This window comes from Streptomyces silvisoli (assembly GCF_029269905.1).
Lineage (GTDB): Bacteria > Actinomycetota > Actinomycetes > Streptomycetales > Streptomycetaceae > Streptantibioticus_A > Streptantibioticus_A silvisoli_A.
Map to the genome: position 1 here is coordinate 71,321 of NZ_JARJBC010000021.1, position 14,774 is coordinate 86,094.

Annotated in this window: 11 protein-coding genes and 1 tRNA gene; 3 read left to right on the top strand and 9 right to left on the bottom strand. The window is 72.6% G+C overall.

The window, feature by feature from the left end; all coding sequences use genetic code 11:
* Window positions 1-34: 34 nt before the first annotated feature.
* Together P3G67_RS27725 and P3G67_RS27730 are read right to left on the bottom strand one after the other, a co-directional pair.
* A complete protein-coding gene (locus P3G67_RS27725) occupies window positions 35-1,813 on the bottom strand; it encodes a DEAD/DEAH box helicase (protein WP_276095933.1) in 1,779 nt (592 codons plus the stop codon).
* Between the two features lie 206 nt (window positions 1,814-2,019).
* Entirely contained in the window at window positions 2,020-3,471 is a 1,452-nt protein-coding gene (locus P3G67_RS27730) for an MFS transporter (protein WP_276095934.1), read from the bottom strand.
* Between the two features lie 178 nt (window positions 3,472-3,649).
* Between P3G67_RS27730 and P3G67_RS27735 the strand changes: the two genes are divergently transcribed.
* A tRNA-Cys gene (locus P3G67_RS27735) sits at window positions 3,650-3,721 on the top strand.
* A 112-nt stretch (window positions 3,722-3,833) separates the two neighbouring features.
* On the opposite strand, the gene P3G67_RS27740 is transcribed toward P3G67_RS27735, so the two are convergent.
* The 5 genes from P3G67_RS27740 to P3G67_RS27760 all read right to left on the bottom strand — a co-directional run bounded on the left by P3G67_RS27740 (window position 3,834) and on the right by P3G67_RS27760 (window position 11,556).
* Window positions 3,834-4,550: a transglycosylase SLT domain-containing protein gene (locus P3G67_RS27740; RefSeq protein WP_269857694.1), complete on the bottom strand. Its 717-nt coding sequence runs from the start codon at window positions 4,548-4,550 to the stop codon at window positions 3,834-3,836.
* Window positions 4,551-4,984: 434 nt separating this feature from the next.
* The gene (locus P3G67_RS27745; RefSeq protein WP_391858368.1) at window positions 4,985-7,261 is read right to left on the bottom strand and encodes a xanthine dehydrogenase family protein molybdopterin-binding subunit; all 2,277 of its coding nucleotides are present in this window, start codon (window positions 7,259-7,261) and stop codon (window positions 4,985-4,987) included.
* A 163-nt stretch (window positions 7,262-7,424) separates the two neighbouring features.
* Window positions 7,425-8,630: a (2Fe-2S)-binding protein gene (locus P3G67_RS27750; protein ID WP_276095964.1), complete on the bottom strand. Its 1,206-nt coding sequence runs from the start codon at window positions 8,628-8,630 to the stop codon at window positions 7,425-7,427.
* Between the two features lie 26 nt (window positions 8,631-8,656).
* Window positions 8,657-9,592 carry an FAD binding domain-containing protein gene (locus P3G67_RS27755; protein WP_269857691.1) on the bottom strand — a complete coding sequence of 312 codons (936 nt, stop codon included), beginning with the start codon at window positions 9,590-9,592 and terminating at the stop codon, window positions 8,657-8,659.
* A 263-nt stretch (window positions 9,593-9,855) separates the two neighbouring features.
* On the bottom strand, window positions 9,856-11,556 hold the full coding sequence (locus P3G67_RS27760; protein ID WP_276095936.1) for a beta-N-acetylhexosaminidase: 1,701 nt from the start codon (window positions 11,554-11,556) through the stop codon (window positions 9,856-9,858).
* A gap of 133 nt (window positions 11,557-11,689) precedes the next feature.
* On the opposite strand from P3G67_RS27760, the gene P3G67_RS27765 reads away from it, so the two are divergent.
* Window positions 11,690-11,887, top strand: coding sequence for a hypothetical protein (locus P3G67_RS27765; protein WP_269857689.1), 198 nt, complete (start codon window positions 11,690-11,692; stop codon window positions 11,885-11,887).
* Between the two features lie 83 nt (window positions 11,888-11,970).
* On the opposite strand, the gene P3G67_RS27770 is transcribed toward P3G67_RS27765, so the two are convergent.
* On the bottom strand, window positions 11,971-12,252 hold the full coding sequence (locus tag P3G67_RS27770; RefSeq protein WP_269857688.1) for a DUF3039 domain-containing protein: 282 nt from the start codon (window positions 12,250-12,252) through the stop codon (window positions 11,971-11,973).
* A 36-nt stretch (window positions 12,253-12,288) separates the two neighbouring features.
* Window positions 12,289-12,867 (bottom strand): YqgE/AlgH family protein, encoded by a 579-nt coding sequence (locus tag P3G67_RS27775; protein WP_391858366.1) that lies wholly within the window; start codon window positions 12,865-12,867, stop codon window positions 12,289-12,291.
* A 372-nt stretch (window positions 12,868-13,239) separates the two neighbouring features.
* On the opposite strand from P3G67_RS27775, the gene murA reads away from it, so the two are divergent.
* The gene (murA, locus tag P3G67_RS27780) at window positions 13,240-14,574 is read left to right on the top strand and encodes a UDP-N-acetylglucosamine 1-carboxyvinyltransferase (protein WP_269857686.1); all 1,335 of its coding nucleotides are present in this window, start codon (window positions 13,240-13,242) and stop codon (window positions 14,572-14,574) included.
* The last annotated feature ends 200 nt before the right edge of the window (window positions 14,575-14,774 follow it).

Sequence of the window (14,774 nt, forward strand, 5' to 3'; positions counted from 1 at the left end):
GAAAGGGCCCTTGCCCCGAACGCCCAGCGCGAGGTCAGCGCAGGCGGGTGGCCCACTCCTGGACCTTCTTGATCCGCTCCTGGATCTGGCCCGCCGTCGCCTCCGCGCTCGGCGGACCGCCGCAGGCGCGGCGGAGTTCGTTGTGGATCACCCCGTGCGGCTTGCCGCTCTGGTGGTTGTAGGCGGAGACCATGGTGTTGAGCCGCTTGCGCAGCTCAAGCAGTTCCTTGTGGCTGACCACCGGGCGCCGCTCAGCCGGGAGCTCCACCAGGTCCGCCTCGGCGTCCGGCTTCCTGCGGCTGTGCGCGATCTGCCGGGCCTGCCGCCGCTGCAACAGCAACTGCACCTGGTCCGGTTCGAGCAGCCCCGGAATGCCCAGGTAGTCCTGCTCCTCCTCGCTGCCGGGGTGCGCCTGCATGCCGAACTCGGCGCCGTCGTAGAGCACCCGGTCGAAGACCGCGTCCGACTCCAGCGCCTCGAACGGCAGTTGCTCCTCGGTGACCTCGTCCTGCGTCTTCTCGGCCTCCGCGAGGAGCTTGTCCTCCTCCGCGTAGATGTCGTCCTCGCCCGACTTCTTCGGTTTGTCGAGCACGTGGTCGCGCTCGACCTCCATCTCGTTGGCGAAGCCGAGCAGCATCGGGATGGTGGGCAGGAAGACCGACGCCGTCTCCCCGCGCCGCCGGGACCGTACGAAACGCCCGACCGCCTGCGCGAAGAACAGCGGCGTCGAGATCGTCGTCGCGTAGACGCCCACCGCCAGCCGCGGTACGTCCACCCCCTCGGACACCATGCGGACCGCGACCATCCAGCGGTCCTCCGAGTTGCTGAAGTCGTCGATCCGCTTGGACGCGCCGGTGTCGTCGGAGAGCACCACCGTCGCCTTGGTCCCGGTGATCTCCCGGATCAGCTTGGCGTAGGCGCGGGCCGCGTCCTGGTCGGAGGCGATCACCAGACCGCCCGCGTCCGGGATGCTCTTTCTGACCTCGGTCAGCCGCAGATCGGCCGCGCGCAGCACGTTGGGGATCCACTCACCGGTCGGCGCCAGCGCGGTGCGCCAGGCCTGGCCGATGGCGTCCTTGGTCATGGGGTCGCCGAGCCGGGCGGCGATCTCGTCGCCCGCCTTGGTGCGCCAGCGCATGTTGCCGCTGTAGGAGAGGAAGATGACCGGCCGCACCACACCGTCGGCGAGCGCGTTGCCGTACCCGTAGGTGTAGTCGGCCACCGAGCGCCGGATGCCGTCCGTGCCCTCCGCGTAGGAGACGAACGGGATCGGATTGGTGTCCGAACGAAACGGCGTACCGGTGAGCGCCAGCCTCCGGGCGGCCGGTTCGAACGCCTCGAAGCACGCCTCGCCCCAGGACTTGCTGTCGCCGGCGTGGTGGATCTCGTCCAGGATGACCAGCGTCTTGCGCTGCTCGCAGCGGTTGCGGTGCAGCATCGGCCGCACCCCGACGCCCGCGTAGGTCACCGCGACGCCGTGGTACTCCTTCGACACCGGGCCCGCGCTGTAGTCGGGGTCGAGCTTCATGCCTATCCGCGCCGCCGCCTCGGCCCACTGCTTCTTCAGGTGCTCGGTGGGCGCGACCACCGTGACCTGCTGCACCACATGGTTGTGCAGCAGGTACGAGGCGAGGGTCAGCGCGAACGTGGTCTTGCCCGCGCCCGGCGTCGCCACGGCGAGGAAGTCACGCGGCTGGGACTGGATGTACGCGTCGAGTGCGGCCTGCTGCCAGGCACGCAGCTTCCCGGCCGTACCCCACGGGGCACGGCCGGGGAAGGCGGGTGAGAGGTGGTGCGAGGCGGTGGTAGTCACGGTCTCCGGGCGGGTCCGTCGGATCTGTCGGTCACGTCGGTCGGATACGAAAACCGTGACAGCTTACCGGCGCCTCCTCACCGCCCCGCGCCGAACGCGGCGAGTCCACGCCGGGGTGCGACACACCTCACAGCACGCCCCGCCGCTCTCCGCTCCCGGCGCCCGGCTGCCGCCCCCCACGCCAAGTCCCGTACCGAGAACGGCCGTTATCGCTCGGGACGCAGCCTGCCCGCCACCCCGACACCGGCCAGCGCGACCGCCGCCGCCAGGCAGAACACCGCCGCGAAGGCCGCCGGATGGGACTGGGCGCCGGCCGCCGGGCCACCGGTGGCGGCGACCGTACCGCCGCCCAGCGCGCCGAACAGCACTCCCCCGGCGGCCACCAGCACCACGTTGGAGAGCGCGTCGCACACCTGGAGGGCCGCCGAGTTGGCGCCCGCCTCCCGCGGCGGCGAGTACCTCAGCAGCAGCACACTCATCGAGGCGATCACGATCCCCATGCCGAGCCCGCCCACGCACCACGCGACCGCCACGATCCACGCCGGCACCACCGGTGCCAGCGCCAGCGCCGCGCCGACCACCGCCGTGGCCACCAGCCCCATCCCAGCCCGCACCAACCGCTCCCGGTACGGCTCCAGGCGCGGCCGGGACTGCACATAGCTGCCCAGCGCCCAGGTCACGCCGCCGCTGGCGAGCGACAGACCGGCCAGTGTCGGGGAGAGCTGGCGCCGGGTCACCAGCATCAGCGGCACGAAGCTCTCGGCGGCCAGGAACGACCCGGCCGCGATACCGCGCAGCAGCACCACCGACGGCAGCCCGCGCCCGGCCCGGAACGTCCCCCGGGGCAGCAACCGCACCGCCGACGGCACCAGCAGCGCCGCCCCCGCGGCCGCGGGCAGCAGTGACCACCAGCTGCGCACGTCCTGGCCCGCGTACTGGAGCAGTGCCACGCCCGCCGAGATGCCCAGCGCCAGCGGGACGCGGCGCCGGTCGCGCGGCGCGGCGGCGTCCGGGTGCCGCGCGACCGCCGCCCGGCGCAGGGCGGGCAGCGCCACCGAGACCGGCAGGGCCACCAGGACCGGGATGCCGAGGAACACCCAGCGCCAGCCCAGCTGTTCGGTCACCGCGCCGGAGACCAGCGGCCCGACGATGGACGGCACCACCCAGGACGCGGCGAACGCGGCCAGCACCGACGGCCGCAGCCGCTCCGGATAGGCACCGCCGACCACCACGTACAGCGCGACGATCAACAGCCCGCCTCCGACGCCCTGGACGGCCCGCCCCGCGATGAACGGCCACATGGCCCGCGCGGTGCCGGAGACCACCAGTCCGCCGGCGAAACAGGCGATACCGGTGCTCAGTGGTGCCAGCGGTCCTGACCGGTCGCACCACTGGCCGGAGACCACCATCGCGAACAGGCTGGTGGTGAAGTAGCCGGAGAAACCGAAGCCGTACAGCGACAGCCCGTGCAGATCGCGGGCGGCGACCGGCATCGCGGTGCCGACGGCGGTCGCCTCGAAGGCGACCAGCAGCACGACCGAGACGATCCCCAGCGTCAACGCCCGGTAGCGGCGGCTCAGCACCGTCTCCGCCCGGTCGCCGGTGCCCGATATGGGCGGTGTGCGTTGCTCGTTGAGAGGTCCGTTCAGCGCGGTCATGGCGGCAGCGTAGGTCGCCAGGGGCTCGGCGGCGCCTGGCCGTGGTCGGGTTCCTCGTCGTCCGATCGTCGTAGGCCCGCCGCCGGTTCGTGAACGCGGTGTGGCGGTCACGTTGCGCCCCGCGCCCAACCGTTGACCCCGCCCCGGGGGGCGGGCCTATGGTCTAGGGCATCAACACGGCCGTGTGCCCGAGTGGTTCAGGGGCTCGCCTGCAAAGCGAGTTACGCGGGTTCGATTCCCGCCACGGCCTCCGTGAAATGCGGCCGGGGAAGCGGCGGGAGCAATCCCCGCGAAAAGCGGAGAACGCGGTGCCGGTAGTGAATTCACTACCGGCACCGCGCTTATTGGCGCCATGGGACCCGTCAGTAGGCCGAGTTCACGTTGTCCATCGAGCCGTAGCGGTTCGCAGCGTAATTGCACGCGGCCACGATGTTGGCGACCGGGTCCCAGATGTTGTGGGAGGTTCCGGCGACGTGGTACGCGTTGAACGTCGGGTCGATCACCTGGAGCAGGCCCTTGGACGGGATGCCGTTCCGGGCGTTGATGTCCCAGTTGTTGATGGCGTTCGGGTCACCGCTGGACTCGCGCAGGATGTTGCGCTTGATGCCGTCGTAGGTACCCGGGATGCCGTTCTTGTGCATGATGTCCAGCGCCTGCCGGATCCAGCCGTCCAGGTTGTTCGGGTACGACACCGGGGCGGGCTGGGCCGGAGCGGCCTGCGCCGGGGCGGCCGGGCGGGACTCCGAGCGGTTCGCGGCCTGCGGCTCGTTGCGCCGGGCCTCGTCGGCCTTGTTCCGCGCGGCCTGGTGCTGGGCCGAGGCGTGGTCCTTGACCGGCTTGACGGCCTCGGCGACCTGCTGCGAGATGCTGGCCTGCTGGCTCTGGGGGGCGGAGCCGGCGTCCGACGTGCTGAACGCCATGGCGGCGGACATCACCGGGTTGCTGAGGTTGGCTGCGTGCGCCGATCCCGGAGCGACCGTGAAGGCCAGGACTGAGGCGCCGGCAACGGCGACACCGGCCGCGGAGAGCTTGTGCTTCCGGGTCAGGCCGTCGAGGTGCGTCAGGGTCGTCCGGGTCATGCGGTTGAGAGCGGGAAAGGCGGGCATGGGCATGGCTGAGTTGGTTCCTCTTCCAGGTCGCTGAGCCGCAGTCGCCCGTCCGGCACATAGTCCGGGCGACGCCTTCGCTTTTTTCGGCGATAGGCGCCGCGTTCATGTCCCACGGCGCCCTGCGGCTCGGCAATTCTTAGCGACCGGAAAATCCGCTGGCAAAGATGTGACCTACTATCCGCACTAGTGGAAACGGGGTCGGCCAGCGGGCGCGAAAAGGGCCGCCACAGCCCGTGGCGGCCCTGTTGACGGCACCTTTATGCGTCCACTACACGCCTTCGTAAGTGACCTGCGCCCTATGCGGAGGCTCACACGCGGGGCACCCGCTCGTCACCGTCCGTATCACGACCATGACGCATTTCGGGGCCCCGGCGGGCAAACCGGACGAAGTCCGACGGCCGCTCTCACGCCTGCCGGGCCGCCGCCGTCTGCGGGCGGATCGGCAGCCGTCCCACCGGCCGGCCGGTGGCGGCCCGTACCGCCGCCGCGACCGCCGCGGGCGAGACCACCACGGGTACCGCGCTCACCGCCTTCGCCCCGAAGGGCGCCACCACGTCCCGCTCCTCGACCAGCTTCACGATCCGCACCGGCGGCGCGTCCAGCGCGGTGGGCAGCGCGTAGCCGGTGAGCGACGGCCGCCTGACCGCGCCCTGAGCGGTGCGCAGGTCCTCCATGAGCGCCATGCCCACGCCCTGTGTGACCCCCGCCTCGATGCGGGCCGCGACCTGCCGGGGGTTGAGCACCCGGCCCACGTCCTGGGCGACGGCCATGTCCACCACCCGGACAGTGCCCAGCTCGATGTCGACGTCCACCACGGCCCGGATCGCCGCGAAGGCCAGTCCGACGAAGGCGTCCCCCTGGCCGGTCTCGTCCAGCTTCTCCGTGGGGTGCGGGCGGCACTGTGCGGTGGCCCACAGTTCCTTGCCCTGCAGTGTCTCGGCGACGGTGGTGCTGAGCACCCCGTCGTACGAGGTGATCTTGCCGTCGGCGATGGTCAGCAGCTCCACCGACATCCCGAACGTGGCGGCCAGCGGTTGCAGCAGCTGGGTGCGGACCATCTTCGCGGCGCGCTCCACCGCGCCGCCGGACACCCAGGTGTGCCGGCCGCGGGCGGACGGTCCGGCGGGCGGCTGGTCGGTGTCGGCGGGCAGCACCGCCACCTCCTCCACCCCGAGGACCTCCTGCACGATCTGCCGGGCGAGGGTGGCGAAGCCCTGGCCGGTCTCCACCGCCGAGCAGATCACCGTCGCGACGCCGTCCTGCACCCGCACCGTCGCCGTGGACACCTCGTCGTGCCCCTCGGCGCCCAGCATGTGCACCATGCCCAGCGCGTAACCGACCCCGCGGCGCACCGCGCCCGGCTCACCCGCGCCCTCCGGGCCGCCCGGCAGCAGCCACTCCGCCTCGTCGTCGGCGGACGGCAGCGGCGGCAGCTCGGCGTCCCGTACCGCCTTGAGCAGTTCGGCCACCGGTGCCGGGCAGGTCACGGTCTGGCCGGTGGGCAGCAGATCGCCGGTGGCCATGACGTTGCGCATCCGCAGCTCGGCCGGGTCGAGGCCGAGCTTGGCGGCGAGCTTGTCCATCTGTCCCTCGTACGCGGCGCACACCTGCATCGCGCCCTCACCGCGCACATGCCCGGACGGCGGGTTGTTGGTGCGCACCGCCCAGCCCTCGACGAAGACGTGCGGGACGACATAGGGACCGGCGGCGAACGCCACCGCGGCGGCCAGCGCGTCGGACGAGGCGTCCGCGTAGGCGCCCGCGTCCAGCAGCAACTGCGCCTCGACCTTGACGAGCCTGCCCTCGGCGTCGGCGTGGTGCCGGTAGCGCAGCAGCGCCGGATGCCGGTGGGCGTGCCCGAGGAAGGACTCCTCCCGGGTGGCGACCAGCTTGACCGGGTGGCCGGTCCTCAACGCCAGCAGTCCGAGCGGCAGTTGGAAGCCGGGATCCTCCCGGTCGGCCATCGCGCCGGGCACCCCGGTGACCACCACCTTGACCCGGTCGGTCTCAAGTCCGAAGCAGGCGGCGGCCATGTCCCGGTCGGCGTGCGGGTCGGTGGAGGCCACGTACAGCTCGACCCCGCCGTCCGGGCGAGGCACGGCGAGTCCGGCCTCGGCGCCGATCGGGGCCGGGTCCTGGCGGCCGACCCGGTAGACGCCCTCGACCACCACCTCGCCGGCCGCCGCGGGGTCGCCGAAGCGCAGCGGGATGTGCCGGATCAGGTTGCCGTCCGGGTGCAACGGCGGTGCCGCGAACGCCTTCTCGGGGTCGGTGACCGGTTCCAGCACCTCGTACTCGACGGTGATCGCGGCGGCGGCCAGCCGCGCGGTGTCGGGGTGGTCGGCGGCCACCGCGGCGATCGGCTCGCCGTGGTGGCGGACGATGTCGTGCGCGAAGACCGGGCGGTCGGCGACCCGGCGGCCGTGCATGGCGTCGCCCGGCACGTCCGCGTGCGTGATGACCGCGCGGACGCCGGGCATCTCGGCGGCGTGCGTGGTGTCGATCGAGACGATGCGGGCGTGCGGGTGCGGGGAGCGCAGTACCGCGGCCCACAGCAGGCCCTCGGCCCACAGGTCGGCGGCGTACGGGAAGACGCCCTGGGTCTTCGCCGCCGCGTCGGCCGGCAGCAGGGAGGCGCCGAGGCCGTGCTGGCTCTCCACGGTGATGGAGGGAACGGCCACGGTGGGCAGCGCGGTCGCCGCGCCGGGTCCGGTCGCCGCGTCCCCGGCGGAGGTGCCACGCACGCCGCTCATTTCCTCCCGTCGCCCACCACCACCCTCAACGGAGGCGCCACGCGCCGCTGTCATGACTTGTCTCCGATCTCGCCGCTGCCGCTGGCGGGCGTCATACCAGTCCTCCGTCGTCCGCCGCGCCAGAGGCCTGGTGCGGGATCAGCGGAGTCACGTTCTCCGGCGCCGGGGCCGGGTTCTCCTCGTCCTCGTCCGCCGCGGCGCGGGCGGCGACCACCTGCCGCACGGCGTCGAGCACGCCCTGGTAGCCCGAGCAGCGGCACAGGTTGCCGCTGAGCGCCTGCCGGGTCTCCAGTTCGGTCGGCCGGTGGTTTCCCGCGAGCAGGTCGTGCAGGGTCATCGCGAGCCCGGGAACGCAGAAGCCGCACTGCACCGCGCCGCAGTCGGCCAACGCCTGCTGTACGTCGGAGAGCCGGCCGTCCCGGGCCAGACCCTCGACGGTGCGCACATCGCAGCCGGCGGCGGTGGCCGCGGGCATCAGACAGGAGGCGACCAGCCGTCCGTCGACCTGTACCGAGCAGGCGCCGCACTCACCCTGCTCGCAGCCGTCCTTGGCGCCGGCGAGGCCGAGCCGTTCGCGCAGCACGTACAGCAGGGACTCGCCGAGCCAGGCGTCGGTGACCGGCCGGTCGGCGCCGTTGACCCGCAGCACGTAGGAGGTGACGGGGTGTTCGCTGTGCGGGTCGGCCTCGGCGGCGGGCGGCGCGGCCTCGGCCTCCGGCGCGGTGTGCGGCTCGGCCTCCGGCGCGGTGTGCGGCTCGGCCTCCGGCGCGGTGTGCGGCTCGGCCTCCGGCGCGGTGTACGGCTCGGCCGGAGCCTCAACTGCCGCCGGGGCCGGGCCGGTTGCCGCCTCCTCCGGGGTGGTCTGCTCGGGCCACTCGTCGAGCGCGACGTGTGCGGGCTCGCGCGGGGTGGCCACCATCTGCCCGACCGAGTACTCGCCGGACTCGTCACCGGGGTCGTCCGCGAACGGGATCGTCCACTGCTGGGTGGCGACCGGGTCGGCGGCGCCCTGTCCGGCGTCCGGCGCGAACGGCATCGGCCACTCGCCGGACCCGGTGGGGCCGGTGACGTCGGTGGGCGCCGTGGGCGCGCCCCAACCGGCCGCGTCCTGCGGCGGAACGTAGCCGTGGCCGGGGGCGGCCAGCGGATCCGTACCGGACGGCGTGGCCGCCAGGTCGTGGAACCGCTCGGCGAACGAGACGTGCATGGTCGCGTCGGCGTCGTACTCACCGCCGGGCGCCAGCGGCTGCCACACGCCGTCCCCCGGCGCGAAGCCGTGCTCGGGCTGTCCGTTCATGCCCGCACCCGTCGTCCCGTCATCGCTCACGAAAGTGCCCTCCCCAGTGCCCGGCGGGCCAGTGCGGCCACCGTACGCCGCAGATGCGCGACCGCGGGCGGCAGCGCGCCCGCGTCCTGGCCCGCCGGATCCGCCGGGTCGCCCGCCGGGTCCGGGATGCAGGCCATGGCCACATAATCGCCGAACGCGGTGCACACCCGCGGGTCCAGGGTGCGTGCGCCGTCCCAGTCGATCAGCGAGGCCACCCACCGCTCGGCCTCCAACGGGCGCAGCGGCATCGGCGCCACCGCGCCGACCGCGCACCGCACCCCGCGGCGCGCCGGGTCGAGCACCAAGGCGACCGACGCCATGGCCCGGCCGGGGCCGGTGCGCGCGGTCGCCTTCAGGAAGACCTGCGGGGCATGCAGCAGCGGAGCCCTTACGAACGCCAGGAGTTCACCGGGGCGCAGCGGATCCATTCCGGTCAGCAGGTGGCTTACCGGGACCTCCCGGGTGCCGCTCGGACCGGCCAGGACGACGCTGGCCTCCAGCGCGGCGAGCACCGGCAGCGCGTCACCGGTCGGCGCTGCGGTGGCGATGTTGCCGCCCAGCGTCCCGGCGTTGCGGATCTGCGGCGGACCGGCGGCGCGCGCCGCGGCGGCGAGGGCGGGGATGAGCGCGGCGAAGTCGGGCCGTCCCATGCGGGCATGGGTGAGTCCGGCGCCGAGCAGGGCGTGCCCGTCGGCGTACTGCCAGCCGCGGATCTCGCTGATCCGGCCCAGTCCGACGAGTCCCGCGGGGCGCAGCAGACCGGAGTTGACGGCGACCATCAGATCGGTGCCACCGGCCACCGGCACGGCCGTGGGCAGCGCGGCGAGCGCCGCCACCGCCTCGTCGAGCGAGGCGGGCAGCGTCACCGTGCGTCCCGTCTGCCGTGCGTACGTGCTCACGGAGCTGTCCCTTCCACGGCGCCCACAGCCCATCCGGCCCTGTCGCGGCCCATACCGGCCCGTCGCCGTACGGTACGTGCTGACAGCCCGGTCACGGCAACTCTGGCACATGTTCCGGGCCGATCAACCCGAGGGTCCATGAAGGGTGGTTCTGTCCGTGTGAGGACCGATGGTCCCGATGACCATCACCTCTCCCTTACTTGGGCTTTGGCGCGCTTCGGGCGCGTTGTGCGGTTTCGCCTGCCGCCCCACCGTGCCAGTACCGCCCGTGCGACGGCGAGATGATGCGCCCCGGCTCACACGATTGGGGGCGCCCCTTCGATCGGGCGTCCGATGACGCCGGGGCGCCGCTGCCAGGGGTGCGGCCCGGCGGGCGGCCGGTATTCGACGCCGAGTGCGTCAAGTCGCCGGTAGTGTGCCGCCATTCGGGCCGTGAAGTCCTCGTAGTCGCGCAGCCCGGGGGCGGGCAGCCGGGACCAGGCCACCTCGGCGAAGGCGGCAAGCCGCGGGAAGGCCAGGTAGTCCACGGCGCGCACCGAGTCGAGGGTCTCCGTCCACAGGTTCGCCTGGGTGCCGATGACGTGCCGGGCCTGCTCGCCGTCGAGTTGCGGCGGTACCGGCTCGAACCGGTAGACGTCCTCCAGGGTTCGCACGTATCCGATGGGCACCGGTTCGTCGTCGCCGCCGTGCTGCCGGTGGTCCAGGTAGACCTGCTGCTCGGGGCACATCACGACGTCATGTCCGGCCTGGGCGGCGGCGATCCCGCCCGCGTAGCCGCGCCAGGAGGAGACGGCCGCGCCCGGAGAGAGTCCGTGCTCCGTCACCTGCCCTGCGGGCGCTTGCGCCCCCTCCCGGCGTTCCTCGTCGTTCTCGGCGGCGGCACGCCCTTTGGCCCGGCCGCCGCCTTCGAGGATCTCGTCCCAGCCGATGAGGCGGCGGCCGCGGTCCGCCAGCCAGCGGTCGAAGTGCCGGATGAACCAGCTCTGCAACTCGTCCTCGTCGGCCAGGCCCAGTTCCTCGATCCGCGCTTGCGCTGCCTTCGACCGCCGCCACTGGTCCTTGGGGCACTCGTCCCCGCCGATGTGCACGAACGTGGAGGGGAACAGCTCCAGCACCTCCGTCAGCACGTCCTCGTAGAACCGCAGCGTGCTGTCAGTGGGGGCCAGTACGTTGGGGTTGACGCCCCAACTGGTCAGCACGGGAAGGGCGGCGGTGTCGACGACGTCCTGGTTGCCCAGCTCCGGGTAGGCGGCGATGGCGGCCTGCGAGTGCCCCGGGACGTCGATCTCGGGGACGACGGTGATGTGCCGCTCGGCCGCGTACGCGACGATCTCCCGGATGTCGTCCTGTGTGTAGTAGCCGCCGTGCGGCCGCTCGTCCCACAGCGCCGACTCCCGCAGACCCACCTTGGTCCGGGTGCGCCACGCGCCGACCTCGGTCAGCCGTGGACGGCGCCTGATCTCGATCCGCCAGCCCTGGTCGTCTGTCAAGTGCAGGTGGAGCACGTTGAGTTTGTGCGCCGCGAGCAGGTCGACGTAGCGCAGCACCACGTCCTTGGGCATGAAGTGCCGTGCGACGTCGAGCAGGAAGCCGCGCCAGCCGAAGCGCGGCGCGTCCTCGACGCTGACGCACGGCACCCGCGGCGCCGTGCCGTCGAGCGGTGCCCGGCGGAAGGCGCGCGGCCCGAGGAGCTGGCGCAGCGTCTGGGCGCCCCAGAAGACCCCGGCGGGCCCGCCGCCGGTGATGCCGATCCCGTCGGCTCGCACCGCCAGACGGTACCCCTCGGCGGCCAGCGCGCCGTCGGTGCGCAGCCGGATGGCGGGCCCGTCCGTACCGGGCGCCAGGGTCAGCCCGGCCGCCGCGCCCAACGTGGCCCGCAGCCAGCGCGCCGTGCCCTCGGTGCCGGGGGCGGCGTCGATCAGCGTGGAGTCGTCCAGCGTGAAGGGAGTGTCGTCGGGCGCCGCGAGCAGTCGGGTGGGTGCCGGGATGAGATCCATGACCGACCAGTCTGGACGACCGCCGCGGTGAGCTGAAGTCGGCGACGGGACATCTCATCTCCTGGCCGCGAAGTCCAGTGGTTCACCCGTGCGTCACCCGCGCGGGCGGTACGCGGCACGCGGCGGCGGTGCGATGCGAAAAGATCGCCGCATCGACCTCTTCCGCCTCCGCAACGACACCTGCTTCCGCTGCTTCGCCACGGGAGTACGGCTCACCATGACCGGGCTCACCGGCGAGCAGGCGCCCGTGCTGCACTGCGAGTTGTGCCGCGCGCTGTCCGAGGCCGCGCGCTACGCGCAGTCCATGCTCCGGGACGCGGCGGTCGACTAGGCCAGGTGCCGGGTCAGGACGCGACCGCCGGCCCGGCGGGCGGGACGGCGGCCGTCTGCGTCAGTTGGGGGCCGTAGGGGCCGCTACTTGCCGCCCTTGTCCTTGTCTCCGCCGCCGATCTCCATCGACTCGAAGATCTCCTTGCACATCGGGCAGACCGGGTACTTCTTGGGGTCGCGTCCGGGAACCCAGACCTTGCCGCAGAGCGCGACCACCGGCGATCCGGAGAGCGCGCTCTCCATGATCTTGTCCTTCTGTACGTAGTGGGCGAAGCGCTCGTGGTCGCCATCGCCGTGCGACACCTGGGGCGTCGGCTCGACAAGGGTTCCGGTACCCGCCCCGCGCTCGGGCTCAAGAGTGCTCATGTCGAACTAGCCTAATTGACCGACCCGCCGACCGGCCTAATTGAGCGACGGATCGTCCGGGTAGGTGGCCACCATCGCCAACTCGTTGCGTTGACGGCGCAGCACGGAGCGCCACAACCGCTCGGGGTCGGGCGAGGAGACGTCTCCCGGCTCGGACTCGACCACGTACCACGCGCCCTCCACCAGCTCGTCCTCCAGCTGGCCGGGCCCCCAGCCGGAGTACCCGGCGAAGATCCGCAACGAGCCCAGCTCGGCGGCGAGCAGCTCCGGCGGCGCCTCCAGGTCGACCAGGCCGATCGCGCCGTGCACCCGCCGCCAGCCCAGCGGCTCGCCCTCTCCGTCCTCCCGCGCCTCGCCGGGCACCACCGCCAGGCCGAGCGCCGAGTCCAGCGAGACGGGGCCGCCCTGGAACACCACCTGCGGGACGCCCGCCAGCTGCGCCCACGCCTCCAGCACATCACCGACGCCCACCGGGGTCGGCCGGTTGAGGACGACGCCGAGCGTCCCCTCCTCGTCGTGGTCGAGGAGGAGAACCACCGCCCGGTCGAAGTTCGGGTCCGCCAGGGCCGGGGTCGCCACGAGGAGCCGACCGGTGAGCGAGGACACCTCCGTCATGACCAACATGATCCCGCATCCGGGCCCGGTGTGGGCAGTTCTCACCGGTATCACTCGGCGCCGGAAACCTCCGCGTACCCGCCGCCGGGTGTCGCGGTGCGCCCGGGTGGCCGATTCCGGTTCGTGCTCCCGGCGGTGCGTGACAACGTGGTGAGCAATGTGCTGCACCTCCGTGACAAGGGGGCCGAGCCGTGCACCGGCTTGACGGGGGCGGTCGCTGAGCGCATTACCATTTCTTCCGGTGCCGCGCCCCGACTACCGGTCGGGAGTTGCTGCGTGTAGGGCGCGGACCGACGTACGTACGGACCCCGTGCGGACGTCAGGCGTATCGCCTCTCCCCCGTCCTGCCACGTCTCCAGGAACGCGAGCCCCATGACCGACGACATCCTGCTTGTCCACGGCGGCACCCCGCTTGAGGGCGAGATCCGTGTGCGCGGTGCGAAGAACCTCGTACCCAAGGCCATGGTGGCCGCCCTGCTCGGCAGTGGGCCGAGCCGCCTGCGCAATGTTCCGGACATTCGAGACGTAAGGGTGGTGCGCGGGCTGCTGCAGCTGCACGGCGTCACCGTCGGCCCCGGCGAGGGGCCGGGTGAGCTGGTGCTCGACCCCTCGCACGTGGAGAGCGCGAACGTCGCGGACATCGACGCGCACGCGGGCTCCTCGCGCATCCCGATCCTGTTCTGCGGGCCGCTGCTGCACCGCCTGGGCCACGCCTTCATCCCGGGTCTGGGCGGCTGCGACATCGGCGGACGGCCGATCGACTTCCACTTCGAGGTGCTGCGGCAGTTCGGCGCGACCATCGACAAGCGGCCCGAGGGCCTGTACCTGGAGGCGCCGCACCGACTGCGCGGCACCAGGATCCAGCTGCCGTACCCGTCGGTCGGCGCGACCGAGCAGGTGCTGCTGACGGCCGTCCTCGCGGAGGGCGTGACCGAGCTGTCGAACGCGGCCGTGGAGCCGGAGATCGAGGACCTGATCTGCGTACTGCAGAAGATGGGCGCGATCATCTCCATGGACACCGACCGGACGATCCGGATCACCGGTGTGGACACGCTCGGCGGCTACAACCACCGGGCGCTGCCCGACCGCCTGGAGTCGGCGTCCTGGGCCAGCGCGGCGCTGGCGACCAAGGGCGACGTGTACGTACGCGGCGCCAGCCAGCGCGAGATGATGACGTTCCTCAACGTCTACCGCAAGGTCGGCGGCGCGTTCGAGATCGACGACGAGGGCATCCGGTTCTGGCACCCCGGCGGCGCGCTGAACGCCATCGCGCTGGAGACGGACGTGCACCCCGGTTTCCAGACCGACTGGCAGCAGCCGCTGGTGGTGGCGCTGACGCAGGCGTCGGGGCTGTCGATCGTGCACGAGACGGTGTACGAGTCGCGCCTCGGTTTCACCTCGGCGCTGAACCAGATGGGCGCGCACATCCAGCTGTACCGGGAGTGCCTGGGCGGTACGCCGTGCCGCTTCGGGCAGCGCAACTTCCTGCACTCCGCGGTGGTGTCCGGGCCGACGAAGCTGCAGGGTGCGGATCTGGTCATTCCTGACCTGCGGGGCGGCTTCTCCTACCTCATCGCCGCGCTCGCGGCGGAGGGGACGTCGCGGGTGCACGGCATCGACCTGATCAACCGCGGCTACGAGAACTTCATGGACAAGCTCCGCGCCCTGGGCGCGCACGTCGAACTCCCGACGGCCGTCACGGTCTGACCTGCGCCGCCCCGCGGCGGGCCGCGCCCGCAGGCGGGGCGCCTTCCCCCGCAGGGCGGCCCGGGAAGCGCCCGCAGTCCCTCGGGGCACCCCGGGGGGCTGGGGCTCCCCCGGAGTCTGGGCTCGCCGCGGGAGACAACGAGTCACTCACCCATGCGTAAGGGCGGCCACCCGGAGGTGGCCGCCCTGGGGGACGGGCT